At 68.4% G+C, this 23,616-nt stretch carries 22 protein-coding genes and 4 tRNA genes; 11 read left to right on the top strand and 15 right to left on the bottom strand.

Translation table 11 applies throughout. The features are described from left to right. Positions 1 to 3 precede the first annotated feature (3 nt). Positions 4 to 663, bottom strand: coding sequence for a hypothetical protein (locus tag LQ772_RS06580; protein ID WP_231325123.1), 660 nt, complete (start codon positions 661 to 663; stop codon positions 4 to 6). Between LQ772_RS06580 and LQ772_RS06575 the strand changes: the two genes are divergently transcribed. Genes LQ772_RS06575 through LQ772_RS06560 form a run of 4 tightly spaced genes read left to right on the top strand, consistent with a single transcriptional unit; the run spans position 662 to position 2,770 of the window. Further along, entirely contained in the window at positions 662 to 1,351 is a 690-nt protein-coding gene (locus tag LQ772_RS06575) for an ASCH domain-containing protein (RefSeq protein WP_231325121.1), read from the top strand. The two genes, LQ772_RS06580 and LQ772_RS06575, sit on opposite strands and share 2 nt — an antisense overlap. Then, a complete protein-coding gene (locus LQ772_RS06570; RefSeq protein WP_231325120.1) occupies positions 1,348 to 1,533 on the top strand; it encodes a hypothetical protein in 186 nt (61 codons plus the stop codon). Before LQ772_RS06575 ends, LQ772_RS06570 begins: the two co-directional genes overlap by 4 nt. Further along, positions 1,530 to 1,733 carry a DUF4224 domain-containing protein gene (locus LQ772_RS06565; RefSeq protein WP_231325118.1) on the top strand — a complete coding sequence of 68 codons (204 nt, stop codon included), beginning with the start codon at positions 1,530 to 1,532 and terminating at the stop codon, positions 1,731 to 1,733. Before LQ772_RS06570 ends, LQ772_RS06565 begins: the two co-directional genes overlap by 4 nt. A gap of 2 nt (positions 1,734 to 1,735) precedes the next feature. Continuing rightward, the gene (locus LQ772_RS06560; protein ID WP_231325116.1) at positions 1,736 to 2,770 is read left to right on the top strand and encodes a tyrosine-type recombinase/integrase; all 1,035 of its coding nucleotides are present in this window, start codon (positions 1,736 to 1,738) and stop codon (positions 2,768 to 2,770) included. 64 nt (positions 2,771 to 2,834) lie between these two features. Here LQ772_RS06560 and LQ772_RS06555 read toward each other — a convergent pair. From LQ772_RS06555 to serC, 10 genes are all read right to left on the bottom strand, one after another. Further along, a tRNA-Leu gene (locus LQ772_RS06555) sits at positions 2,835 to 2,921 on the bottom strand. Between the two features lie 156 nt (positions 2,922 to 3,077). Then, a tRNA-Cys gene (locus tag LQ772_RS06550) sits at positions 3,078 to 3,151 on the bottom strand. A 71-nt stretch (positions 3,152 to 3,222) separates the two neighbouring features. Further along, positions 3,223 to 3,298 (bottom strand) — tRNA-Gly (locus tag LQ772_RS06545). A gap of 124 nt (positions 3,299 to 3,422) precedes the next feature. After that, positions 3,423 to 3,498 (bottom strand) — tRNA-Gly (locus LQ772_RS06540). A gap of 37 nt (positions 3,499 to 3,535) precedes the next feature. Next, positions 3,536 to 4,141 (bottom strand): CDP-diacylglycerol--glycerol-3-phosphate 3-phosphatidyltransferase, encoded by a 606-nt coding sequence (gene pgsA / locus LQ772_RS06535; RefSeq protein WP_231325114.1) that lies wholly within the window; start codon positions 4,139 to 4,141, stop codon positions 3,536 to 3,538. Positions 4,142 to 4,189: 48 nt separating this feature from the next. After that, positions 4,190 to 6,016, bottom strand: a complete 1,827-nt coding sequence (uvrC, locus tag LQ772_RS06530; RefSeq protein WP_231325113.1) for an excinuclease ABC subunit UvrC — start codon at positions 6,014 to 6,016, stop codon at positions 4,190 to 4,192. Positions 6,017 to 6,138: 122 nt separating this feature from the next. Then, on the bottom strand, positions 6,139 to 6,912 hold the full coding sequence (gene kdsB / locus LQ772_RS06525) for a 3-deoxy-manno-octulosonate cytidylyltransferase (protein WP_231325111.1): 774 nt from the start codon (positions 6,910 to 6,912) through the stop codon (positions 6,139 to 6,141). Between the two features lie 81 nt (positions 6,913 to 6,993). Further along, on the bottom strand, positions 6,994 to 8,289 hold the full coding sequence (aroA, locus tag LQ772_RS06520) for a 3-phosphoshikimate 1-carboxyvinyltransferase (RefSeq protein ID WP_231325949.1): 1,296 nt from the start codon (positions 8,287 to 8,289) through the stop codon (positions 6,994 to 6,996). A 26-nt stretch (positions 8,290 to 8,315) separates the two neighbouring features. Then, positions 8,316 to 9,404 (bottom strand): prephenate dehydratase, encoded by a 1,089-nt coding sequence (gene pheA, locus LQ772_RS06515; RefSeq protein WP_231325109.1) that lies wholly within the window; start codon positions 9,402 to 9,404, stop codon positions 8,316 to 8,318. A gap of 44 nt (positions 9,405 to 9,448) precedes the next feature. After that, the gene (gene serC / locus LQ772_RS06510) at positions 9,449 to 10,534 is read right to left on the bottom strand and encodes a 3-phosphoserine/phosphohydroxythreonine transaminase (RefSeq protein ID WP_231325107.1); all 1,086 of its coding nucleotides are present in this window, start codon (positions 10,532 to 10,534) and stop codon (positions 9,449 to 9,451) included. Between the two features lie 151 nt (positions 10,535 to 10,685). Between serC and LQ772_RS06505 the strand changes: the two genes are divergently transcribed. Both LQ772_RS06505 and aat read left to right on the top strand, forming a co-directional pair. Beyond that, complete coding sequence (locus LQ772_RS06505; protein ID WP_231325948.1) at positions 10,686 to 11,822, top strand: GNAT family N-acetyltransferase; 1,137 nt, start codon at positions 10,686 to 10,688, stop codon at positions 11,820 to 11,822. Then, a complete protein-coding gene (gene aat / locus LQ772_RS06500) occupies positions 11,819 to 12,541 on the top strand; it encodes a leucyl/phenylalanyl-tRNA--protein transferase (protein ID WP_231325106.1) in 723 nt (240 codons plus the stop codon). Before LQ772_RS06505 ends, aat begins: the two co-directional genes overlap by 4 nt. On the opposite strand, the gene LQ772_RS06495 is transcribed toward aat, so the two are convergent. From LQ772_RS06495 to LQ772_RS06485, 3 genes are all read right to left on the bottom strand, one after another. Beyond that, positions 12,538 to 13,368 (bottom strand): HD-GYP domain-containing protein, encoded by an 831-nt coding sequence (locus LQ772_RS06495; protein WP_231325104.1) that lies wholly within the window; start codon positions 13,366 to 13,368, stop codon positions 12,538 to 12,540. The two genes, aat and LQ772_RS06495, sit on opposite strands and share 4 nt — an antisense overlap. 151 nt (positions 13,369 to 13,519) lie before the next feature. Beyond that, positions 13,520 to 14,779 (bottom strand): flavodoxin-dependent (E)-4-hydroxy-3-methylbut-2-enyl-diphosphate synthase, encoded by a 1,260-nt coding sequence (ispG, locus tag LQ772_RS06490; protein ID WP_231325102.1) that lies wholly within the window; start codon positions 14,777 to 14,779, stop codon positions 13,520 to 13,522. Positions 14,780 to 14,900: 121 nt separating this feature from the next. Further along, entirely contained in the window at positions 14,901 to 15,383 is a 483-nt protein-coding gene (locus LQ772_RS06485; RefSeq protein WP_231325100.1) for a hypothetical protein, read from the bottom strand. Here LQ772_RS06485 and LQ772_RS06480 point away from each other — a divergent pair. After that, positions 15,382 to 16,680: an SDR family oxidoreductase gene (locus LQ772_RS06480; RefSeq protein ID WP_231325099.1), complete on the top strand. Its 1,299-nt coding sequence runs from the start codon at positions 15,382 to 15,384 to the stop codon at positions 16,678 to 16,680. The genes LQ772_RS06485 and LQ772_RS06480 overlap by 2 nt on opposite strands. Further along, positions 16,680 to 17,147, top strand: a complete 468-nt coding sequence (locus LQ772_RS06475; protein ID WP_231325097.1) for a DUF2269 family protein — start codon at positions 16,680 to 16,682, stop codon at positions 17,145 to 17,147. The genes LQ772_RS06480 and LQ772_RS06475 overlap by 1 nt, the downstream gene beginning before the upstream one ends. A 35-nt stretch (positions 17,148 to 17,182) precedes the next feature. Here LQ772_RS06475 and LQ772_RS06470 read toward each other — a convergent pair whose 3' ends face one another. After that, positions 17,183 to 19,132 carry an acetyl-CoA hydrolase/transferase C-terminal domain-containing protein gene (locus LQ772_RS06470; protein ID WP_231325095.1) on the bottom strand — a complete coding sequence of 650 codons (1,950 nt, stop codon included), beginning with the start codon at positions 19,130 to 19,132 and terminating at the stop codon, positions 17,183 to 17,185. A gap of 83 nt (positions 19,133 to 19,215) precedes the next feature. Here LQ772_RS06470 and LQ772_RS06465 point away from each other — a divergent pair, with 83 nt between their 5' ends. The 3 genes from LQ772_RS06465 (at position 19,216) to LQ772_RS06455 (ending at position 23,616) form a co-directional block, all read left to right on the top strand. Next, on the top strand, positions 19,216 to 20,637 hold the full coding sequence (locus LQ772_RS06465; protein WP_231325093.1) for a phospholipase D-like domain-containing protein: 1,422 nt from the start codon (positions 19,216 to 19,218) through the stop codon (positions 20,635 to 20,637). Between the two features lie 107 nt (positions 20,638 to 20,744). Next, complete coding sequence (xseA, locus tag LQ772_RS06460; RefSeq protein WP_231325091.1) at positions 20,745 to 22,112, top strand: exodeoxyribonuclease VII large subunit; 1,368 nt, start codon at positions 20,745 to 20,747, stop codon at positions 22,110 to 22,112. Between the two features lie 70 nt (positions 22,113 to 22,182). Continuing rightward, positions 22,183 to 23,616 carry an aldehyde dehydrogenase family protein gene (locus LQ772_RS06455; RefSeq protein WP_231325089.1) on the top strand — a complete coding sequence of 478 codons (1,434 nt, stop codon included), beginning with the start codon at positions 22,183 to 22,185 and terminating at the stop codon, positions 23,614 to 23,616.

Below are 23,616 nucleotides of genomic sequence, written 5' to 3'. Positions count from 1 at the left end.
GTTCTAAGCGTCGCCTACAGTCCTCTCAAAGCGCTCGGGCAACCTTCCGGCCATATTTTTCATCTGCAGCGGAAGGAGATTTTCTTCGGCGTATTTCATTGCAGCTCGGAAGTCCAGGCTGCAGCTATGCGTGTAGTCAAGCGCTTCCGCCACATGGCTAAGAAACTCCGACTCTCTGCGCTCGCTGACGGCCACAAACTCATCGAAAGCGGAAGCAGGAGCGCCTGGATCTGGTGGCTCCGGCGGCATTGCCCCGAGCAGCCGATTTTTCATCTGATCTGCATAAGCGGCAACGGCCGGAAGCGCATGGATGACAGTTGGAAGGTTGTAGCCAAGCCTTTCCGGCATATCGATGAAATCGCCTACCGGATGCCGCGCAAGCGAAGTTCGGAAGGCCGGAGCGAGTTGGTTGAGCTTGAGAGCATGGTGCCGCCGTTGATGGTCTTGGTGCATCAACTGCCGGTAGTGCTCTTCCGCTGCATCGAAAAGGGCCACGAGTCTCGCGATTTCGGGAACTTGCATGGCGAGCGCCACGCGGCCGCGCATCAGCTGGTCGTTCCGCTGGCGATACATCTCGCGAAAGCCGAAGGCAAGGGCCACCAAGGTCGCCGCCGCCGTGGCTATAGCGCCGACCGCATTCCAGTCTACCGAGCCACATTCCATGCTTGAGCTCCCCATCCTTTTCAGTGCACCCATGGTCCGCGTCATCCTCGCCGGCCGCAAGACGCAGACGCGGCGGGTGGTGAAGCCGCAGCCCAACCTGCAGACCACCGAATGGTCTGCCGCTGCCGGCGATACCGGGCGATGGATTGGGCTTGGCCCATCCGAGGCTACGGGAGGCACCCGCCAGACGTGGGGCTGGGCGCCGTGCCCCTACGGCGCGCCCGGCGATCGGCTGTGGGTGCGTGAGACGTGGGGCTACCGCGTAGGCTGCGGCGTGAACCCGACCACCGAGGCGGTGATCGAGTATCGCGCCGACAGCAGCAAGGCGACGCTACCTGTGCCCGCTGGCGAGTCCGGCCTGCCCCGCCAGCGTCCGAACATGACGGACGAAGAGCTGCTGGCGTGGTGGGAATCGTGGCGCCCATCTATCCACATGCCCCGTTGGGCCAGCCGCATCACCCTGGAGGTGACCGGCGTGCGCGTGGAGCGGCTGCAGGACATCAGCGGCGATGACGCATGCGCCGAGGGAATAGATCTCGACTTTCACGATAGCTGGCACCCAAGCAACCAGCGAGGAGCTTTCAAGAAACTGTGGGAGTCGATCAACGGCGCCGGCAGCTGGGACGCCAACCCGTGGGTCTGGGTGGTGGATTTCCGGCGCATCGAGCAGGAGGCCAAGGCCGCATGAGCATCCAGCACATCCGTAGCGGGTACTTGCTCGCCCAGGAAAACGAGGAACACGGTGTCGTCGAGCACTCCATCGTTGTCCAGCAGTACGAGGGCGGCATATCAATCGCCCAGGGCCGGGAAGACATCTACGTCGACGACGACCGAGACGTGAAGAAAGCACGCGAGGCAAAAGAAGCATGAGCCTGTGTTTAACCCGCGATGAGCTTGCCGAGCTGACCCGCTCCAAGCTGAAGGCGGGCCAGGTGGCGTTCCTGCGCAAGAACGGCATCCGCCACTATGTGGACGCCCACGGCTGGCCGGTGGTCACCCGGGCGGCGGTTGAAGGCCGGGAGGAAGCGGCGCAAGCTGCGCCCACCTGGAAGCCACACAAGGCCGCCTGACGATGGGACGTCGCCCTCAGCGGCCGGAGGCCGTGCCGCGCCTGCGCGTGCGCAAGAAGCCCTCCGGCAAGGTCTTCTACTACTACGACCATGGCTTAGTGGATGGCAAGCGCCGGGAGGAACCGCTGGGCGGCGACTACGGCCTGGCCATCAAGCGGTGGGCTGAGATCGAGCACGCCGGCGCGGAGAAGCCTGCCGCCGTCGTCACCTTCCGGTACGTCGCCGATCGCTACCGCGGCGAGGTCATCCCCACGAAGGCAGCAGCTACCCAGAAGGACAACGCGCGAGAGCTCAAGCAGCTGATCACGTTCTTCGACGATCCGCCCTGCCCGCTGGACGCCATCGAGCCGCAGCACGTCAAGCAGTACCTAAAGTGGCGCGGGGAGAAGGCGAAGGTGCGCGCGAACCGCGAGAAGGCGTTGCTCTCGCATATCTGGAATTGGGCACGCGGCGAGGGCTACACGACCCTGCCCAACCCCTGCGCAGGCATCAAGGGCTTCCGGGAGACCGGACGCGACGTCTACGTCGAGGACGAGATGTACACGGCCGTCTGGCAGGAGGCTGGCCAGCCGTTGCGGGACGCCATGGACCTGGCCTACCTCACCGGCCAGCGCGTCGCGGACACGCTCAAGATGGACGAGCGGGACGTCCGGGACGGCTTTCTGCACGTCGCCCAGGGAAAGACCGGGGCCAAGCGTCGCATCGAGGTGACCGGCGCCCTTGCCGCGCTGCTGGCGCGGATTGCCGAGCGCAAGGTCGGCTACAAGGTACACGCCACCCGCCTGGTGGTGGCCGAGGATGGCCAGCCGCTCACCTACAACATGCTGCAGGGATCGTTCTACCGGGCGCGCGAGGCCGCCGAGATCGATCCGCAGGCGTTTCAGTTTCGGGATCTGCGCGCGAAGGCTGGCACCGACAAGGCCGATGCGGTCGAAGATATTCGCCAGGCCCAGCGGCAGCTTGGACACGCATCGGTGACGATGACCGAGCACTACGTCAGGAACCGCCGCGGGGCGAAAGTCACCCCGACGAAGTAGCGTTTTGCGGACCAGCGTCCGGATTGCGGACCAAAACCGAGGGCCTGAAAACGCTGGAAACCGTTGGTGCCCGGAGCGGGGGTCGAACCCGCATACCCGTGAGGGTGAGGGATTTTAAGTCCCTTGCGTCTACCAGTTTCGCCATCCGGGCATAAGGCAGGAATCGTAGCACCCGCCTCCCTTTGCGGGAGCGCACCTCGCGAGAGGGTGGCGAATTGAGAATGCATCGCCCGCAAGCTAGCTCCTGCAGGGTCGAGGCGCGCCAGACAAAAAGGCCCGCCGAGGCGGGCCTTCGAGGATTGCGCAATGGAGGCCAGGGTCGGAATCGAACCGGCGTACACGGCTTTGCAGGCCGCTGCATGACCACTCTGCCACCTGGCCATCGCGCACGGAGCGCATGGTTGCGGTCCGCTTAAAAAACAAAACCCCGGCGGTCCGAGGTTTCTTGAAACTGGAGCGGGAAACGAGACTCGAACTCGCGACCCCGACCTTGGCAAGGTCGTGCTCTACCAACTGAGCTATTCCCGCATCAGAGTCGGAAAGGATAGCAGAACCGGGCCGGATGTGAAGGCCTCGCCGCGGTTTTTGCATGTTTCCGTAGCGCCTGCCGGAAACGACGAAGCCCCGGCATGGCCGGGGCTTCGAAAGAAACTGGAGCGGGAAACGAGACTCGAACTCGCGACCCCGACCTTGGCAAGGTCGTGCTCTACCAACTGAGCTATTCCCGCATCGGAGCCGCGCATTTTAGCGGCGAAAACAGGCCCGTCAAGCCTTGTCGATACCGGGCTGCTTCGGCGGGTCCCCGCGCAGCATCGGCCAGGCGGCGCGCAGGTAGTGCATGCCCGACCAGATGGTCAGTCCGCCGGCGATCACCAGCAGTCCTTCGCCGATGTGATACAGCCGCAGCGCTTCTGCCTCCTTCTCGTGCTGCACGATCAGCACGACCAGCGCAATCATCTGCATCACCGTCTTGAGCTTGCCGACGAACGCCACTTTCACCGTGGCGCGCATGCCGATTTCGGCCATCCATTCGCGCAAGGCCGAGATGCTGATCTCGCGGCCCACGATCACCGCTGCGGTCACCGCCATCAGGATGCCAGGCCAGCCGCCGCGGTGGGATTCGACCAGCAGGAACAGCGTCACCGCGACCATCAGCTTGTCGGCCACCGGATCCAGGAAAGCGCCGAATGCCGAGGTCTGGTTGAGCCGGCGCGCCAGATAGCCGTCGAGCCAATCGGTGAAGGCAGCCAGCACGAAGACGATGGCGGCAGTGATGTTGTGCCCTCGGAACGGCAGGTAGAACACGACCACCATCACCGGCAGCAGCGCCACGCGGAACAGGGTCAGCCAGGTGGGGAGGTTGATGCGCATCGTCCTTTCCGTCGTTGTCGTCGTCAGTGTCGCACGGGAGATGGCGGGCTAGCCGTGCAGGGTCGCATAGATGCGCTCGGCCAGGCCGCGATCGATGCCCTTGATCGAAGCCAGTTCCTCGACGCCGGCGGCCTCGACCCCGGCCAGGCCACCGAAGGCCTTGAGCAGCGCGGCTCGCCGGCGTGCACCGATGCCCGGCACGTCCTCCAGGATGCTGCGCTCGCGGGCCTTCTCGCGGCGCTTGCGGTGCCCGCTGATGGCGAAGCGGTGGGCCTCGTCGCGCACGGCGGCGACCAGGTGCAGCGCGGGCGAAGCCGAGCCGGGATGGATCTCGCGGCCGGAATTGGCCAGCACCAGGGTTTCCTCGCCGGCGCGGCGGCCCGGGCCCTTGGCGACGCCCACCACCTCGATGCCGGTGACACCAAGCTCAGCCAGCACGTCCATCGCCTGCGCAACCTGCCCGCCGCCACCGTCGATCAACAGCACGTCGGGCTTGGCGCCCTCGCCCGCCGCCACCTTGCGGAAGCGTCGGGTGAGCGCCTGGTGCATCGCCGCGTAGTCGTCGCCCGGGGTGATGCCGGCGATGTTGAAGCGCCGGTAGTGCGACTTCTCAGGCCCTTCCGGCCCGAACACCACGCAGGAGGCAACCGTCGCCTCGCCCATGGTGTGGCTGATGTCGAAGCACTCGATGCGTCGCGGCGGCCCGGACAACTCCAGCAATTTCTGCAGATCGTCAAAGCGTGCACCCAGGGTCTGCCGGCTGGCCAGGCGCGAGGTCAGCGAGGCCTGCGCGTTGCGCTCGGCCATCTGCAGGAACCGCGCTCGCTCGCCGCGTACGCTGGACTTGATCTCCACCGCGTGACCGGCCTGCTCGCAGAGCACCTGCGCCAGCAAGGCCTGGTCGGGAATCGTCTCGCACAGGATGATCTCGCGCGGCACCGGCCGCTCCAGGTAGTACTGCGCGATGAACTGCGCCAGCACGTCCGCCGGCTCGGCATCCAGCGGCAGGCGGGGGAAGAAGTCGCGCGTGCCCAGGCTGATGCCGTTGCGGAAGAACAGCACGCTGACGCACGCGATGCCGCCCTCGATGCGGCAGGCGACCACGTCCATGTCGGCGCTGGCGCCCTGCACGTGATGCTGCGCCTGCAGCTTGCGCAAGGCGGCAACCTGGTCGCGCAGCGCCGCGGCGCGTTCGAAGTTGAGCGCCATGGCTGCCTGTTCCATCGACGTGGCCAGTTCGTCGATCACCGCGCTGCTGCGCCCTTCCAGGAACATCTCGGCATGGCGCACGTCGCTGCGGTAGTCCTCCACCGAGACCAGGCCCACGCAAGGCGCCGTGCAGCGGCCGATCTGGTGTTGCAGGCACGGACGCGAGCGGTTGCGGAAGTAGCTGTCCTCGCACTGGCGGACCTTGAACAGCTTCTGCATCAGGTTGAGGCTTTCGCGCACGGCGAAGGCGCTCGGGTACGGTCCGAAGAAGCGGCCTTTCAGGTTCTTGGCGCCACGATGGAACGCCAGGCGCGGATAGTCCTCGCCACCGGACAGGTAGATGTACGGGTAGCTTTTGTCGTCCCGCAGCAGGATGTTGTAGCGCGGCTTGAGCGACTTGATCAGCTGCGATTCGAGCAGCAGCGCCTCGCCTTCGGTACGCGTGACAGTGACCTCGCAGCGCGCGATCTGCGAGACCATAGCGTTGATGCGCGGCTCCATGCGCGGCTTCAGGAAATAGCTGCCGACGCGCTTCTTGAGACTGCCCGCCTTGCCCACGTACAACAGCTCGCCGTCGGCGTCGAAGTAGCGGTAGACGCCGGGCGAGGTGGTCAGGGTCTGGACGAAGGCCTTGCCGTCGAACGGCGGCGTCTGGGGCGACTGCATGAGGGCGATTCTAGCCGTTCCGGCAACGGCCGCCGTGACCGGATGCCGAACAGGCCGCAAGGCCGAGGTGGCGGGCTTCAGCCCGCCGGCCTGTCACGCGCCAGGTGCTGCCGGACCTGCGCTTACGGCTGGCTGGCCAGCCAGCGCTCCGCGCGTTCGACGTCCGCCTCGGTATCGATGCCGGGCGGGAACGGCTCGGGCGTCAGCCGCACGGCGATCGGAAAGCCGTGTTCCAGCACCCGCAACTGTTCCAGCGATTCGGCCTGCTCGAGCGGCGTACGCGGCAGGCCGGCGTAGCGGCCCAGGAAGCCGGCACGGTAGGCGTAGATGCCGATGTGACGCAGGAACGGCGGGCCTTCGGGCAGTACTTCGCGATTGCTGGCGAACGCATCGCGCGCCCAGGGCATTGGCGCCCGGCTGAAATACAGCGCGCGCCCGTCCGCCCTGCGCACCAGCTTGACCACGTTCGGATCGAACAGCTCGTGCGCGGCCGTGACGGGCGTGGCGAGCGTGGCCATTGGCGCATCGTCCTCGGCCAGCGCACGGGCCACCTCGCGGATGCCCGCGGCCGGTGCGAAGGGTTCGTCGCCCTGCAGGTTCACCACGATGGCGTCCTCCGCCCATCCGTAGTGCCCGGCCACTTCGGCCAGCCTGTCACTGCCGGAGGCGTGGTCGACGCGGGTCATGCAGACATCGACCCCCTGCCCCTCCAGTGCCTGGGCGACGCGCGCGTCGTCCACCGCCACCACGACCTGGCCGGCGCCGGCCTGCAACGCCCGCTGCGCCACGCGCACGACCATCGGCACACCGCCGATGGCACGCAGCGGCTTGGCCGGCAAGCGGGTGGAGCCGTAGCGGGCGGGAATGGCGACGATGAACGGCGGGACGGCGGGCATGGGGTGGCAGGCTTGGCAAAGCGGCGAGCCTAGCATCGGGTGGGCGGGCGCGCGCGCTTGTCCCATCTCTAGAGAGGGCACCTATGCATCCGCCAGTGCGAACCCGCATCGGTTGGCCAGCTCCACGAACCCGGGAAACGAGGTCGCGACATTGCGGCAATCCCCAATGCGCACATTGCCCTTCGCCACGAGGCCGGCGACGGCGAAGCTCATGGCCACGCGATGGTCGCCATGGCTTTCGATCGCACCCGGTCCCATTGTGCCGCCGGTGATGATCGCCCCATCCGGCGTCTCCTGCAGCTGTACGCCCAACGCGCGCAGGCCCGTGGCCATGCTGGCGATCCGGTCGGATTCCTTCACGCGCAGCTCGGCCGCACCGCTTATTACGGTGGCGCCCTGCGCCGCCGCCGCGGCAACGAACAGCGCCGGGAACTCGTCGATCATGTCCGGCACCAGTTCGCCAGGCAGCTCGATGCCCCGCAGCGGCGCGTGGCGCACGCGCAGATCGGCGACCGGCTCGCCGCCACTTTGGCGCTCGTCCAGCACCTCGATGTCCGCCCCCATCAGGCGCAGGGCGTGCAACAACCCGGTGCGGCGAGGATTCAGGCCGACCGCGCACAACGTCAGGTCGGATCCGGGCACCAGGCTCGCGGCCACCAGGAAAAACGCGGCCGAGGAGAAATCGGCGGGCACCTGGACGTCGATGGCGCGCAGCGCATGGCCGCCCGTGAGGCGGGCACGCCCCGGCGCGAATTCGATCGGCCAGCCGAAGGCTGCCAGCATGCGTTCGGTGTAGTCGCGGGTCGGGTGCGGCTCGAGGATTTCGGTTTCGCCTTCGGCGTACAGGCCAGCCAGAAGCAGCGCCGATTTCACCTGCGCGCTGGCCACCGGCAACTCGTAGCGGATGCCGCGCAGCCGTTGTCCACCGTGCACATGCAAGGGCGGTAGCCCCGCTTGCGAATCGATGCGGGCACCCATCGAGGCGAGGGGTTCGGTAACACGGCGCATCGGGCGGCGCGAAAGCGACTCGTCGCCGATCAACGTGGCGTCGAACGCCTGCCCTGCCAGCAGGCCGGCAAGCAGGCGCATGCCGGTGCCCGCGTTGCCGCAGTCCAGTGGACGGCCGGCGCCGCGCAGCCCGCGCAGGCCCACGCCATGCACCAGTCGCTCGCCCGCCGCCGGCGTTTCGATCGACACACCCAATTGCGCGAGCACCGCGGCGGTGGCGCGCGTGTCTTCGCCTTCGAGGAAACCGCTGATGAGCGAGTCGCCCTCCGCCAGCGCAGCGAGCATCAGCGCGCGATGGGAAACGGACTTGTCGCCCGGCACCGTGAGCGTGCCACGCAGCGGGCCTGACGGGCGGCTGATCCAGTCCAGGCGCCCGTTCGTGTCGCTGGCGCCGCTCACGGCAACGCCACCGGGTAGGAACCGAGCACGCGCACCTGCGTGGCGACCGGCCCCATGTCCCCAAGCGCTGCCTGCAGCGGCGCGTCGTCGATGTGGCCGGAAACATCGATGAAGAACGCGTATTGCCACTTGCCGGTGTGCGCCGGCCGTGACTCGATGCGGTTCATGCTCACGCCGTGCTTGGCGAACGGGTTCAGCACGTCGTAAAGCGCACCGGGCTTGTCGTTGACGGTAATCAGCAGCGAGGTGCGGTCGTTGCCCGAGGGCGGGAACAGCGAACGGCCGATCACCAGGAATCGGGTGGTGTTGTCGGCCCGGTCCTCGATGCCCTCGGCGAGCGGCTTCAGGCCGTAGACCTTGCCGGCCGTCTTGCCCGCGATGGCTGCCGCGTCGTCGGCATGCCGGGCCAGGCGCGCCGCTTCGGCGTTGCTACTCACCGCCACGCACTCGACCTCCGGCAGGTTGATCCGCAGCCAGGTCTTGCACTGCTGCAGCGACTGGGCGTGCGCGAAGATGCGCCGGATGTCCGTCAGCGCACCGGCCTTCGACAGCAGGCACTGGTGCACGCGCAGCTCGATCTCGCCGCAGATGCGTGCTTCCGAGGTCAGGAACATGTCCAGGGTCACCTGGATCATGCCCTGTCCCGAGTTTTCCACCGGCACCACGCCGAAATCGGCATGACCGGCGGCGACCTCCTGGAACACCTCCTCGATGCTTCCCAGCGGAAGGCCATAGGCCGCGTGGCCGAAATGCTTGCGCACCGCCTGTTCGCTGAAAGTGCCCTCGGGGCCGAGGAAGCCGACCTTGAGCGGGTCCTCCTGCGCCAGGCAGGAGGACATGATCTCGCGGAATAGCCGTACCATTTCGGTGTCGGACAGTGGCCCCTTGTTGCGGTCGACGACCATGCGCAGCACGTGCGCTTCGCGCTCGGGCCGGTAATAGTCGATCGCCGACAGGCCCTCGCCCTTGACCCGCGCGACCTCCCGCGCCCAGTTGGCGCGCTCGGAAATCAGCTCCTGGATCTGGCGGTCGATGCTGTCGATGCGATCGCGCACCCTGACCAGCGATTCCTTGGGTTCGGTCATCTGGCTGTCCAGAAGTAAAGAAGTCCAAACGTTAACAGGTGAGCCTAGCCGTGGCGACGCGCGAAGTCGCGCATGAAGGCCACCAGCGCCTCGACGGCCTCCAACGGCACGGCGTTGTAAAGCGAAGCACGCATGCCGCCCAATGCCTTGTGGCCCTTCAGCGCAAGCAGGCCGGCGGCCTCCGATTCGGCCAGGAAAGCGGCGTCGAGCGTGCCGTCGTGCAGGGTGAATGGCACGTTCATGCGCGAGCGCGAGGCCGGCGCGATCGGGTTGCGGTAGAAACCATCGGAGCCGTCGATCGCCCCGTACAGCAGTGCCGCCTTGGCGCGGTTGCGCTCGCCCATGACTGCCAGCCCGCCCTGGCCCTTCAGCCACTGGAACGTCAGCCCGGCCAGGTACCAGCCAAAGGTATTGGGCGTGTTGAGCATGGAACCGGCCGCGGCATGCTCGGCGTAACGGAAAATCCGCGCCATCGGTCGGCCCGGTCGCGCCAGCAGGTCGCGGCAGACGATCATCAGCACCAGGCCGGACGGGCCGATGTTCTTCTGCGCGCCGGCGTAGATCAGTCCGAATCGGCGCACGTCCAGCGGCCCCGACAGGATATTGGACGACATGTCCGCCACCAGCGGCACGTCGCCGACTTCAGGCACGTCGTGGAATTCGACGCCGTGGATGGTCTCGTTGGGCGTGTAGTGCACATAGGCAGCCTGCGGGTCCAGTTGCCATTCGCGGCGAGGCGCCAGGTGCAGGTAGCCATCGACCTTGCTGCTGGCGGCCACGTTTACGCGCAGGTAAGGCGCAGCCTCGCCGGCGGCCTTCTCGCTCCAGTGCCCGCTCAGGACGTAGTCGGCCGTATCGTTTGGGCCGGCCAGGTTCATCGGGATCTGCGCGAAGTGCTGCGTTGCGCCGCCCTGCAGGAACAGCACCGCGTAGTCGTCCGGCACCTCGAGCAATTCGCGCAGGTCCGCCTCGGCCTGTTCGGCCATGGCGATGAAACGCTTGCCACGGTGGGACTGTTCCATCACCGAGGCACCGCTGCCCTGCCAGTCCAGCAGTTCGCGCTGCGCCTGCTCGAGCACCGCCTGCGGCAATGCCGCCGGCCCCGCACTGAAGTTCCAGACCCTGCCCACGGCGCGCATCCTCTTCCGGTGAGCGTGCATTATGGCGCGGTGCAACATGGCGTCGTCAAATCATCTGCCGTGCCGCCTCGCGTTTGGGTCGGGTGGACAAGTTCGCTAGTCTTACCACTTGCATCTCGCCAAGCTCGCCGCCCCCAAGTCGATGCTCACCGCCCGCTTCCACCCTGCCATCGCCGAGCTACCCGCGGCGACCTGGGATGCGCTACGGGCGAACGCCAATCCGTTCGTCTCGCACGCCTTCCTGCACAGGCTCGAACGCACCGGATGCATTCGCCCGGACTGGGGCTGGCAGGCACACCACCTGGGCCTGTACGAGGACGACCGCCTGGTCGCCGCCGCTCCGCTGTACCTGAAAGGCAATTCGCACGGCGAGTTCGTGTTCGACTGGAGCTGGGCCGGCGCGTGGGAGCGTGCCGGCGGCGATTACTACCCGAAGCTGCTCAACGCCGTGCCGTACTCGCCCGTACCGGGTCCGCGTCTGCTCGCCGGCCGGGATGCGCGCGCTCCGCACCTTCGCCAGGCGCTGGCAGAAGCGATGCGCGCGGAAACCGAACGCCTGGGCCTTTCGTCGGTGCACGCCAATTTTCTGGAGGATGCGGAGCTCGACGCTTTCGGCGGCGACTGGCTGTCGCGTTCGGACGTGCAGTTCCACTGGCACAACCACGGCTACCGCGGCTTCGACGACTTTCTCGCGACGCTCAAGGCCAAGAAACGCAAGAACATCCGGCATGAACGTGCCCAGGTACAGGCCTCCAGCCTGGACATCCGCATGCGCGATGGCGCGAGCCTGGACAAGGACGCCTGGCGCCAGATCCATGCGCTGTATGCCGGCACCTTCGACGCCAAGGGGAACCACGCCGCATTGACGCGCGGGTTCTTCGAGGCCCTGGGCGACCTGGGCGACGCCGTGCAGGTTGCCTGCGCGATGGACGGCGAACGCATCGAGGCCATGGCACTGTTCCTGCAAAGCGACACGGCACTCTACGGTCGTTACTGGGGCGCCCGCGTGGAAGTGCCCGGGCTGCATTTCGAGCTTTGCTACTACCGCGGCATCGAGCATGCGATCGCCCGCGGCCTCGAATGCTTCGAACCGGGCGCACAGGGCGAACACAAGCTCGCGCGCGGCTTCGTGCCGGTACGTACGCATTCGCGCCACTATCTGGCCCATCCGCAATTTCGCCGTGCGGTACGCGAGGCGCTCATCCACGAGGCCCAGGCCATGGACGACTACGCCGCCGAGCTGGCCACGCACGCGCCCTACGCCGGAGGGTGCCGGTGATCCGCCTGCCGCTGCTCGATCCGGCGTCGCCCGAGCGCTTCCCCGATCCGCGCCATGCGCTGGCCGAACCCAACGGGCTGCTCGCCTTCGGCGGGGACCTCTCGCCGCGCCGGCTGCTGGCGGCTTACGAGCGCGGCATCTTTCCCTGGTTCAATCCGGGCGAGCCGATCCTGTGGTGGTCCCCCGACCCGCGCTGCGTGTTCGATACCGCGACGTTCCATGCCAACCGCAGCCTGCGCCGTGCACTTGCCGGGAAGGACTGGCGGATCACCGTGGACGAGGCGTTCGTGCGCGTAATGCGCGCCTGCGCTGCGCCGCGGCCGGACCAGCATGGCACCTGGATCGGCCAGGCCATCATCGACGCCTACGCGTCGCTGCACACGCAAGGCCACGCGCACAGCGTCGAAGTATGGGAGGGCGATGCGCTGGTCGGCGGCGTGTACGGCGTGAGCGTGGGGCGGCTGTTCTGCGGCGAGTCGATGTTCAGCGCACGGAGCGGCGGGTCGAAGCTGGCACTGGTCGCGCTCGCATCGTTATTGCGCGAGTGGGGCTTTCCGTTGCTTGATGCGCAGGTCAGCAATCCGCATCTGCTTGGGCTCGGCGCCCGCGAGATGCCGCGCGAAGCGTTCCTGGCACAGGTGCGCGCGCTCGTCGCGCAGCCGTTCGATCCGACGCGCTGGCGCAAGGTCGCCGCGCGGCCCGCGAGCGATTACCTCTAGGCCTGCGCCAGTTCCGGCGGCGGGCCCGCCATGCCCAATGCCTTGATGGCAGGGTAGTTGGCGAGGAACAACTCGACCAGTTGCGGGTCGAGCTGGCTGCCGGCGGCCTGGCGCAGATAGTCGAGCACGTCCTCCTCCGGCCACGCCGGCTTGTAGACGCGCGGAAAGCTCAGCGCATCCCACACGTCCACGATGCTGAACACGCGCGCGGCCAGTGGTATCTCCTCGCCCCGCAGGCCTCGCGGATAGCCGCCGCCGTCCCAGCGTTCGTGATGCGCATAGGGAATGTCGATGGCGCTGCGCAGGAAGTCGACCTGCTCCATCAGCTCGCGGCCGATCTCCGGATGCCGACGCATGTGCGCCATCTCGGCGTCGTCGAGCTTCCCCGGCTTGATCAGGATGGCGTCGGGAATCGCGAGCTTGCCGATGTCGTGCAACAGCGCGCCGAACTTGACCGCCAGCAACGCCTCGCCATGCATGCCGGCCAGCCGCGCCAGCCCCATCGCCATGCGCATCACGCGGTCGGAGTGGTCGCGGGTTTCCTTGTGGCGGATGTCCATCGCCGACACGAGCACGCGCAAGGTCTGCTCGTGGCCCTGCACCAGGCGGCGGTTGATCGCGGCCAGGCGACGGAGGTCCCGGCCTATCAGCCAGTACAGCATCACGCCGGTCAGCATGACGAAGAACCAGCCCTTGACGCTCTGCGCCCAGACGACTTGCGATGGATTCAGGGCCAGCGACGCGAGCGCACGGTCGGAGAGCCAGATCCACAGGGAAGCCAGCGCCACATACAGGAACGCGATTCGGAACTGCGGGCTGATGGACACGCCGGACTCCAGGCACCAGGACGGCACGAGCGCATTCTTCCGTGCCACGAGGAGAACTGTCGACAGCCTGTCCCCCGGCTGTACGGCCGGATATGAAACGCGTGATGCAGCGCACATCCCGGCAACCCGGCGGCTGCCGGGCGCGGACGCGTCAGGCGGTCCGGACGGTGTATTTGCGAGCCACGTAGTCGTCCAGGATGCCGACGAATTCCTCGGCGATGTGGTCGCCGCGCAGGGTCATCGCCTTTTCGCCGTCGATGAACACCGGCGCCGAGGGCGCCTCGCCGTTACCGGGCAGCGAGATGCCGATGTTGGCGTGCTTGGACTCGCCCGGCCCATTCACCACGCAGCCCATCACCGCGAGGGTGAGGTTCTCCACGCCGTCATACATCACGCGCCATTCGGGCATCTTGGCGCGCACGTGGGTCTGCACGGTCTTGGCCAGTTCCTGGAAGAACTCGCTGGTGGTTCGGCCGCAGCCCGGGCAGGCGGTGACCAGCGGCGTAAAGGCACGCAGGCCCATGGTCTGCAGCAGTTCCTGCGCGACGATCACTTCCTGCGTGCGCGAGCCGCCGGGCTCGGGCGTGAGCGAGATGCGGATGGTGTCGCCAATGCCTTCCTGCAGCAGCACCGCCAACGCTGCGGCGGAAGCAGTGATGCCCTTGGAACCCATGCCGGCTTCGGTCAGGCCCAGGTGCAGCGCGTAGTCGCAGCGGGCTGCCAGGTCGCGGTAGACCGCGATCAGCTCCTGCACGCCCGAAACCTTGCAGGAAAGGATGATGCGCTCGCGCGGCAGGCCGAGCTGTTCGGCGCGCGCGGCCGAATCGAGCGCCGAGCGGATCAGCGCCTCGCGTGCGACCACGCCGGCATCCAACGGCTGCGCACGTTGGGCGTTCTCGTCCATCAGCGTGGCGACCATGCCCTGGTCCAGCGAACCCCAGTTGGCACCGATGCGCACCGGCTTGCCGTACTGGATCGCCTTCTCGATGATCGAGGCGAACTGGCTGTCCTTCTTCTTGCCGAAGCCGACGTTGCCGGGATTGATGCGGTACTTCGCCAGTACTTCGGCACAGGCCGGCTCGGCTTCGAGCAGTTGGTGGCCGTTGTAGTGGAAGTCGCCGACGATCGGCACGTCCACGCCCATCATCGCCAACCGTTCGGCGATGCGCGGCACCGCGGCCGCCGCGGCCGGCGTGTTCACCGTGATGCGCACGACCTCCGAACCCGCGCGCGCCAGTTCGGCAATCTGCCTGGCGGTGCTGGCCGGATCCTCGGTATCGGTATTGGTCATCGACTGCACCACGACCGGCGCGCCGCCACCGACCATCACCTTGCCCACGCGCACACCCACGCTCGACCGGCGCACTGCGGGACCTGCCGGACGCGGCTGCTGGGAAACGGAATCGCTCATAGATCGAATGGGTGTTGCGCCGCGCTGGCTGCGGCAATGCACAAGAATACCACTGGCGTTGGCTTCCTCTCCCTCCAGGGAGCGCAGCCGGGGCGCCGGGCGCCATGCAAGGCAAACGACCTCAACGAACGTGTCGCCGTCGCGCCGCGGCACCAGCGAACAGGCCAACGCCGAAGGCCACGTAGACCGCGGCGATCGACGTGCGGCTGATGTGCCGTTCGAAGCCGGGCCGGAACCTTGGCGGCGTGATCGTGTAGTCGACCGCACAGGCGGCCATCGCCACCGTTGCGGCGCGAGCGGCCGATACGCGAGCCGGTGCCGGCCGGCGCAGGCACCACGCCTCGTAGATGCCGGCCCAGAGCAGCGAGCTGAAATGGTGGACCACGTAGCCCACCGCCGTGTAGCGCCAGCTCGGGCCGACGTGCCGCTTCGCCCGCCGCCCCCAGAACCATTGGCTGGCCGCGTTCACACCGGCCAGCGGCGCACGCGCTTCGCACGCACTACACGCGGCCACCACCACGCTCGACAGCACCGCGGCGACGGTGCCGCTGAGGTTGGTGCGGGCGATCCATGAGGGGTTCAGACGCGCGGGCGGCATGGGCATGATGGGGGCTTCCGGAGGGGACAGGACGCGCCTTCGCGTGCTGGTGCTGGGTGCCGATGGATTGATCGGGCGGGCCGTGTGCGACGCTCTGCAGGCGGCCGGCCATTGCACCGTGCGCGGCATCCGGCACAGGCAGGGTAGCGGTGGTGCGGGTGTAGGCCATGTCGAAGTGGACTTCGCGCACGACACCCATCAGACCGACTGGCTGCCGCGTCTCCGGGACATCGATGCGGTGGTCAACGCCGTAGGCATTTTTGCCGAGCATGGCGCGCAGACGTTCCGGCGCATCCACACGCAGACGCCGCGCGCTCTGTTTGCCGCCTGTCGCGCAATGGGCATTACGCGCGCCGTGCAGATTTCCGCGCTGGGCGCCGACGAGCACGCCACCAGCCGCTTCCATCGCAGCAAGCGCGCCGGCGACGCCGCGCTTCACGCGATGGTGCCCACCGGCACGGTGCTGCAGCCTTCGCTCGTGTTTGGCCCGACCGGCGCCAGCAGCCGGATGCTGATGCTGCTTTCCTGGTTGCCGCTGGCGGTGTTGCCCGGCAGCGGGCGCCAACGCATCCAGCCGATCCATGTCGATGACATCGCGGCCCTGGTGGTGCGCCTGCTGGAGGCTGACGCCCGCCCGCCCGGCCTGGCCGCGGTGGGGCCACAGCCGCTCTCGCTGGCGCGCTATCTGTCGGTGCTGCGCCATGCACTCGGTGGCGGACGGCTGCGCGTGCTCGGCATCCCCACCGCCTGGCTGGCGCGCTTCGGGCGCCTGGGCGGGCATTGGGTAGATCGCGAGGCACTGGCGATGCTCGATCGGGGCAACACGGCCGATGCCGCACCCGCCACGCAATGGCTGGGCCATCCGCCACGGCCACCGCGGCTGTTCCTTTCGCGTGCCGAGGCGGCGGACATGCGCGTGCTGCTGGCCTGGCGCATCTGGTCACTCGCGGGCCGGGTCGCCGTCGCGCTGGTGTGGCTGGTGACAGCCGTGCTTTCGCTGGGCTTGTACCCGGTAACGGCCAGCATGGCTCTGCTCGCGCACGTCGGGTTGCATGGCCCGATGGCCTCGGCCGCACTTTATGGCGGCGCGCTGCTCGACCTTGCGCTTGGCATCGCCACGCTGGCGCTGCGCGGCCGCCCGCTGCGCCTGGCGTACCTGGCGCAGGTCGCGCTCATCCTTTCCTACACGGCCATCATCACCGTCGCCCTGCCGGCGTTCTGGCTGCATCCCTTCGGACCGATCCTGAAGAACCTGCCGATGCTGGCGCTGATCGGCGCGCTGTACGCCGCCGAGCGGCGCTGATGGACTACCTGATCGTCAAATGGCTGCACGTGCTGTCGTCCACGCTGCTGTTCGGCACCGGCATCGGCACGGCGTTCTATCTGCTGGTGGCCAGCCTGCATCGCGACGTGCGCGTGGTGGCGGTGGTGGCGCGCTACGTGGTGATCGCCGACTGGCTGTTCACCGCGACCACGGTCGTATTCCAGCCCGCGAGCGGATTCTGGATGGTGCACTGGGCAGGGATTCCCTGGCGCAGCGGCTGGGTCGGCTGGTCGACGCTGCTGTATGCGCTGGCGGTGGCGTGCTGGCTGCCGGTGGTGGCGTTGCAGGTGCGCATGCGCGACCTGGCGATCGATGCGGCCGCACGCGACGTGCCGCTACCGCTGGCCTACTGGCGTGCCTTCCGGCTCTGGGTGGCGCTGGGGATCCCGGCCTTCTTCGCGTTCGTGGCGGTGTTCTACCTGATGGTGGTGAAGCCGCCGCTGTAGGCGTCCGACCTTCTGTAGAAGCTACGTGTGTGCTCTTACGAGACGCGGGTTTGGCGCAGGGCGGCCAGGACGAGCCGTCGCTGCAGGCGCTCGCCCATGCCCTCTGGCTGTGCCAGCTGCATTCGTTCGAGCGCCGCGTCTTCGCCAGCCACCGGTTCGCCCGGACGTAAGAAGGCTTTCGCCAGGGCAAGGCGTCCACGCCAGTTCGCGCCGCGCTCCTTCAGCCAGCCCAGCGCCGGCACCAGCTGTTGCTCGACATCGGTGAAGTCGCTGCCGAACGGAAACAGGGGCAGCAAGGCCGCGCGCCTGAGCGGCGCGAGCGCCTGCTCCAGGCATTCCGGCCGGTGCCGGCGCCACGCCTCGGGAATGCGGAACCCCGGCGCGAGCTTGCCGTTCGCCTTGGCCTCGGCCGCCAGCGCATCGAGGAAGCGCGCGTCGCAGATCGACAGCATCGCCTCGATGCACTCGCTGTCGCTCTTGCCGCGCAGGTCGGCGGCGCCGTACTCGGTCACCACGATGTCGCGCAGGTGGCGCGGGATGGTGGTGTGGCCGTAATCCCAGCGAATGTTGGTGCGCACCTCGCCGCCCTCGCGGCGGGTCGCGCGCAGCAGCAGGATCGAGCGCCCGTCGTCCAGTTCGTGCGCCATGGCCACGAAGTTGTACTGGCCGCCGACGCCGCTGACCACCTGGCCATCCTCCAGCGCGTCCGACACGGCGGCGCCGAGCAGCGTGGCCATCATGCAGGTGTTGAAGAAGCGCGCGCCGCGGCGTTGCAGCGCCGCGAGCGGCTGGTGGTCGCCATAGAGCTGGTTGACGTTGGAGACCGGACACATGTCGATCGCGTCCGGATCGGCCGCCTCGGTGGCATCCAGCCATTCGTACAGCTCGCGGCTGCCGAGGAAGAACGCGCCGCGCAGGTAGTGCCCGCCCGGCGTAGCCGGATTGAGCCGCCCCGCCGCGGCGGCCTTCTCCAGTGCGAGGTTGTCCCAGCTGCGGCGCTTGAGGATGCCGCCGCGCGCCAGGTGCATGAAACCGTCCATCACCATTTCGCTGGCGCCGTACACGCCGGCCTCAAACGGCTCCAGGCCGCCGATGCGCCGGGCCAGCGCCAGGGTGGGACTCTCGCCGTCGAGCGCGCGCAGGCCATCGCGCCAGGCGGCGTTGTCCCGCTGGCGCAGCAGCAGGCTGCGGACCAGTGCGTCCGACAGCGCACCGATGCCGATCTGCAGGCAGCCGCCGTCCGTGACCAGCGCACTCGCGTTGAGGCCGATCGCGTACTCGGCCACGCCCACCGGCGTGCGCGGCAAGGCGAACAGCCGCGGCGACCGTGGCGGGGCCAGTTCCATGTCGAAGAAATCCGCCGCGACCTCCGCGTGCCCGCTGAGGTAAGGCAGGTCCGGATGCACCACCGCCACGCACAGCGGCCGCGGCTTGCCGGCGCGCGCGCATTGGGCGAGGAAGTCGAGCGTCAGGTCCGGGTTGCAGGAAAGGCTGTAGCGCACGCCCTCCGGCGTTTCCCGGCGCGCTACCAGTTGCACCAGCAGGTTGACGTCCTGCGCGGCCAGGTCGCGCGCCACGTGGGTGTAGTTCTGGCTGATGTAGTCGCGCTGCGCCCGCGGCGCGTGCAGCAGCGCGCCGGACTGCAGGTAGAACTCGTGCACGGCCACGTTGGTGGGCAGCGCGTGGCGCTGCTCGGCGAGGGCGTATTCGGGATCCTCGTAGTCAGCGCCGAAATGGCGCTCGAGGAATGGCGCGAGGAAGCGTTGCTCCAGCCCCGGTTTCGGCCGCGGCCGGGTCAACGAAAGCGCGGTGTAGAGCGTCAGCGAGCGGGCCGGATCGGCGACGGTCAACCGGTACAGCGCGTTGAGCAGGCCATGGGGCTTGCCCAACCCCAGCGGCGCGGCGACGCAAAGATGCGCTCCCAGCCGGTCGGCAATGAGCTGTGCGCAGGCGGCAGTGTCGTCGAGGCGCGGCGCGGGCGGCATGCGCGGATCATGGCAGATGCCGGGCGAGCCGCGCATCCGTCCCGCGACGTCCCGGGGACGGACCTTGCCCTACACTCACTGCCATGGCGACGATCCCGCTGATTCCCTCCGCGCCCAGCCGATTCCTGGCCGAACAGGCACTGAGCCGCGCCGCCGGCGCGCCGCTGATCGGCGGCAATGCGGCCGAACTGCTGATCGACGCCCAGGCGCATTTCGACGCCTGGCTGGCCGCGATCCGCGGTGCCCGCCAGCGCGTCCTGCTGGAAAACTATCTGATCAGCGACGACGTGGTGGGCCGCGCCTTCCGCGATGCGCTGGTCGAGCGCGCGCGGGCCGGCGTGATGGTCGCGGTGGTCTGCGACTGGCTCGGCTGCCTGGGCCAGTCCGGATACGCGTTCTGGCAACCGCTGCGCCGGGCCGGCGGCGAAGTACGCGTCTTCAACCCGCCGCAGCTGGGCAAGCCGTTCGGGTGGATCACCCGCGACCACCGCAAGCTGCTGGTGGTCGACGGTCACCTGGGCTTCCTCTCCGGCGTGTGCATCAGCGCGCGCTGGCTGGGCAACGCCAAGCGAGGCGTGCCGCCGTGGCGGGACACCGGCGTGGTGCTGCGCGGCCCGGCCGTGGGCGAGTTGGAGCTGGCGTTCGCGCAAAGCTGGGTGAGCATGGGCAAACCCCTCACGCTGCCGCCCCCGGAGGACAAGGCCGCCGGCGAAACCGCCCTGCGCGTGATCGCCACGCAGCCATCCACCGCCGGCATGTACCGGCTCGACCAGCAGGTCGCCGCGATGGCGCGGCGCACGCTGTGGATCACCGACGCCTACTTCGTCGGCATGGCGCCTTATGTGCAGGCACTCGCCTCGGCCGCGCGCGATGGCGTGGACGTGCGGCTGCTGGTGCCGGGCACCAGCGACATCCCGCTGGTCGCCGGCATGTCCCGGTCTGGCTACCGGCCCTTGCTCAAGGCCGGCATCCGCGTGTTCGAGTGGAACGGCTCGATGCTGCACGCCAAGACCGCGGTGGCCGACGACCAGTGGGCGCGCGTGGGTTCGTCCAACCTCAACATCGCCAGCTGGCTGGGCAACCGCGAGATCGATGTGGCGGTGGAGGACACCGGCTTCGCCCGACAACTGGCCGAGCAGTACGAGCGGGACCTGACCAACGCCACCGAAATCGTGCTGGCGCCGCGCCGGCGCCGTCCGCACATCGCAAGGGTGGAGAGCACCACCCAGCGCCCGCCGCGCCCCAAGCGTCCGGGCGGCAGCACCAGCCGCGCCGCGGCCGGCGCGCTGCGTATCGCCAATACCGTCGGCGCGGTGCTGACCGACCGCCGGGTGCTCGGCGATACCGAGCGCGGCCCGCTGCTGGTCGGCATCATCGTGCTGACCGTGCTTGCGGTGGTGGCCATCGCCTGGCCCAAGGCGCTGAGCTGGCCGATCGCCACCTTTTCCGTCTGGTTCGCGTTCAACCTGGCGATCCGCCTGTGGCGGCTGCGCCGCCGCAAGTAGCCCCGCTTCTCCCGCGCCTGGGAACCGCGCAGGAACCTGATGGAACGCCTTCAAACCATCGCCCAAGCGCATGTTCGGCAAGCGCTTCGTGCTAGGCTCGACGGTCCATGCACACTCCCGACCACGCCGCGGCTCCGCCACGCAACATCCTCACCCCGAGCACGCTCAACCGGCTCGTGCGCGGGCTGCTGGAGGACGCGCTGCCGCTGGTGTGGATCGAGGGCGAGCTGTGCAACGTGTCGCGTCCGGCCTCGGGGCACCTGTACTTCACCCTGAAGGACGCCGGCGCCCAGGTGCGCGCGGCGATGTTCAAGCCCAAGAGCAGCTGGCTGCGCTTCAAGCCGGCCGACGGCATGCACGTGCTGGTGCGGGCGCGGGTCGGCCTGTACGAACCGCGCGGCGAGTTCCAGCTGGTGGCCGAACACATGGAGCTGGCCGGCGAAGGCGCGCTCCGGCGCGAGTTCGATCTGCTCAAGGCGCGTCTCGATGCCGAAGGGCTGTTCGAGCCGTCCCGCAAGCGTCCCCTGCCCCGGTTCGCCCGGCGCATCGGCGTGATCACCTCGGCCACCGGTGCGGCGATCCGCGACGTGCTGAGCGTGCTGCGCCGGCGCTGGCCGCTGGTCGAGGTCGAGGTGTTGCCGGTGCCGGTGCAGGGCCGCGAAGCGCCACCGGCGATCGTGGCGATGCTGCGCAAGGCCTCGGTTTCCGGTCGCCACGACGTGCTGCTGCTGACCCGCGGCGGCGGTTCGCTGGAAGACCTGATGGCCTTCAGCGACGAGGCCGTCGCCCGCGCCGTGCATGCCAGCGCAGTCCCGGTGGTGAGCGCGGTCGGACACGAGATCGACTTCTCCATCGCCGACTTCGTCGCGGACCTTCGCGCGGCCACGCCCTCGGCGGCCGCCGAACTGCTGGTGCCCGACGCGCTGGCCCTGCGCCGGCATCTGGGCCAGCTCGGCCAGCGCCTCCGGTTGCTGCAGAGCCGTCGCCTGCAGGCGCAGACCCAGCGCCTCGACCACCTGTACGCCCGCCTTCAGGCCCAACGTCCGCAGGCGCGATTGGCGCGCGACCGCGAGCGGCTCGTGCAATTGCATCGTCGACTGAACGCGGCGCTGCGCGAGCAGGTTCGCACCCGTGGCATGCGGCTCGAGCGCCTGCACGCGCGGCTGCTGGCGCAGCATCCGCGCCAGCGGCTGCAGTTGCTGCAGCGACGCCTGGCCGAGCGCGAGCGCTCGTTGCAGCAGTGCATGGGCCACCGCCTGGAGCGCGCCCGCCTGACCCTGCGCCAGTCCGCGCGCGCACTGCAGGCGGTCAGTCCGCTGGCGACGCTCGAACGTGGCTACGCCATCGTGTTCGACGCCGAAGGCCACGTGTTGCGGGCGGCAAAGGATGCGCCGGCGGGTGCGGTCGTTCGTGCGCGGCTCGCCGAGGGTGAACTGACGGCCCGCGTCCTGGCCCCGGATACGCCCAAACTCTAGGTGCGATGCCGGCTCACGCATCGGCAACGCCTGCGGCGGCAACCTGTTCTTCTCCATCCAGGAGACGTCCATGCTCGAGAAGACCTACCCCTACTACCTCGCGAACCGCCCGCAACACCCCAACGCCGACCTCGAGGTGCGCGACAAGTACAGCGGCAAGGTCGCCACGCGCGTGGCCGTGCCCGACGCCCGTGCGATCGAAAAAGCCATCGCCGCGGCGGCGAAGGCGACGGCGCCCATGCGCGCTTTCAAGCCCTGGGCGCGTCAGGCCGTGCTCGAACATTGCGTCGCACGCTTCGAGCAGCGCCGCGACGAACTGGCGCTGGCGCTGTGCGTGGAGGCGGGCAAGCCGATCAAGGACGCTGCCGGAGAAGTCACTCGTCTGATCGAGACCTTCCGCATCGCCGCCGCCGAAGCCGTACGCCTCGACGGACAGACGCTCAACCTGGAACTCGCGCCGCGGCTGGACGGCTATCACGGGTACACGAAACGCGTCCCGATCGGTCCGGTGTCTTTCATCACGCCGTTCAACTTTCCGCTCAACCTGGTCGCGCACAAGGTCGCGCCGGCGATCGCCGCCGGCTGCCCGTTCGTGTTGAAGCCGTCCGAAAAGACACCGATCGGCGCGCTGATCATCGGCCAGGTGCTGGCCGAGACCGACCTGCCCAAGGGCGCCTTCTCGATCCTGCCCATCGGCGGCCATGAGGCCTCGCCGCTGGTCGAGGACGAGCGCTTCAAGCTGCTTTCCTTCACCGGCGGGCAGATCGGCTGGGACTTGAAAGCCCATGCCGGGCGCAAGAAGGTGGTGCTGGAACTGGGCGGCAATGCCGCCTGCATCGTCGACGCCGACCAGGGCGACAAGCTCGACGCCATCGTGCAGCGGCTGGTGTTCGGCGCGTTCTACCAGTCCGGCCAGAGCTGCATCGGCGTGCAGCGGATCTACGCGCACGCTTCGCTCTACGACGCGCTGAAAAGGAAACTCGTCGCCGCCACGAAGAAGCTCAAGGCGGGCGATCCGAAGAAGAAGGACGTCTTCATCGGTCCGATGATCGACGAGGCCGCCGCCGAACGCCTGCACGACTGGATCGAGGAGGCCCGCCGCGCCGGCGCGAAGCTGCTCTGCGGTGGGAAGCGCCAGGGCAACATGCTCGAGGCGACCCTGATGGAAGGCGTGCCGCGCGACGCCAGGGCCAATCGGCAGGAAGCCTTCGGGCCGTTCGCCCTGCTCGCCCCGTTCGACACGCTGGACGAGGCCATCGGGCTGGTCAACGACTCGGACTACGGCCTGCAGGCGGGCATCTTCACCGATCGGCTGGAACACGCGATGCGGGCGTGGGACGAGCTGGAACAGGGCGGCGTGATCGTCAACGACATCCCGAGCTTCCGCGTGGACAACATGCCTTACGGCGGCATCAAGCTCTCGGGCTTCGGCCGCGAGGGCGTGCGCTATGCCATCGAGGACATGAGCGAAGTGCGGTTGCTGGTGATGCGTCGACCAGCGTAG

This window comes from Frateuria edaphi (assembly GCF_021117405.1).
Classification (GTDB): Bacteria; Pseudomonadota; Gammaproteobacteria; order Xanthomonadales; family Rhodanobacteraceae; genus Frateuria_A; species Frateuria_A edaphi.
The sequence above is the reverse complement of the archived record's forward strand: the minus strand, read 5'-3'. Positions and strand labels throughout refer to the sequence as shown.

Bases quoted from the DNA above. Each gene is read 5' to 3' on its own strand.
- LQ772_RS06575 (WP_231325121.1), top strand. From the start codon at position 662: ATGCTTGAGCTCCCCATCCTTTTCAGTGCACCCATGGTCCGCGTCATC.
- LQ772_RS06580 (WP_231325123.1), bottom strand. From the start codon at position 663: ATGGAATGTGGCTCGGTAGACTGGAATGCGGTCGGCGCTATAGCCACG.
- LQ772_RS06570 (WP_231325120.1), top strand. From the start codon at position 1,348: ATGAGCATCCAGCACATCCGTAGCGGGTACTTGCTCGCCCAGGAAAAC.
- LQ772_RS06565 (WP_231325118.1), top strand. From the start codon at position 1,530: ATGAGCCTGTGTTTAACCCGCGATGAGCTTGCCGAGCTGACCCGCTCC.
- LQ772_RS06560 (WP_231325116.1), top strand. From the start codon at position 1,736: ATGGGACGTCGCCCTCAGCGGCCGGAGGCCGTGCCGCGCCTGCGCGTG.
- pgsA (WP_231325114.1), bottom strand. From the start codon at position 4,141: ATGCGCATCAACCTCCCCACCTGGCTGACCCTGTTCCGCGTGGCGCTG.
- uvrC (WP_231325113.1), bottom strand. From the start codon at position 6,016: ATGCAGTCGCCCCAGACGCCGCCGTTCGACGGCAAGGCCTTCGTCCAG.
- kdsB (WP_231325111.1), bottom strand. From the start codon at position 6,912: ATGCCCGCCGTCCCGCCGTTCATCGTCGCCATTCCCGCCCGCTACGGC.
- pheA (WP_231325109.1), bottom strand. From the start codon at position 9,404: ATGACCGAACCCAAGGAATCGCTGGTCAGGGTGCGCGATCGCATCGAC.
- LQ772_RS06505 (WP_231325948.1), top strand. From the start codon at position 10,686: ATGCTCACCGCCCGCTTCCACCCTGCCATCGCCGAGCTACCCGCGGCG.
- ispG (WP_231325102.1), bottom strand. From the start codon at position 14,779: ATGAGCGATTCCGTTTCCCAGCAGCCGCGTCCGGCAGGTCCCGCAGTG.
- LQ772_RS06480 (WP_231325099.1), top strand. From the start codon at position 15,382: ATGATGGGGGCTTCCGGAGGGGACAGGACGCGCCTTCGCGTGCTGGTG.
- LQ772_RS06485 (WP_231325100.1), bottom strand. From the start codon at position 15,383: ATGCCCATGCCGCCCGCGCGTCTGAACCCCTCATGGATCGCCCGCACC.
- LQ772_RS06475 (WP_231325097.1), top strand. From the start codon at position 16,680: ATGGACTACCTGATCGTCAAATGGCTGCACGTGCTGTCGTCCACGCTG.
- LQ772_RS06470 (WP_231325095.1), bottom strand. From the start codon at position 19,132: ATGCCGCCCGCGCCGCGCCTCGACGACACTGCCGCCTGCGCACAGCTC.
- LQ772_RS06465 (WP_231325093.1), top strand. From the start codon at position 19,216: ATGGCGACGATCCCGCTGATTCCCTCCGCGCCCAGCCGATTCCTGGCC.
- xseA (WP_231325091.1), top strand. From the start codon at position 20,745: ATGCACACTCCCGACCACGCCGCGGCTCCGCCACGCAACATCCTCACC.
- LQ772_RS06455 (WP_231325089.1), top strand. From the start codon at position 22,183: ATGCTCGAGAAGACCTACCCCTACTACCTCGCGAACCGCCCGCAACAC.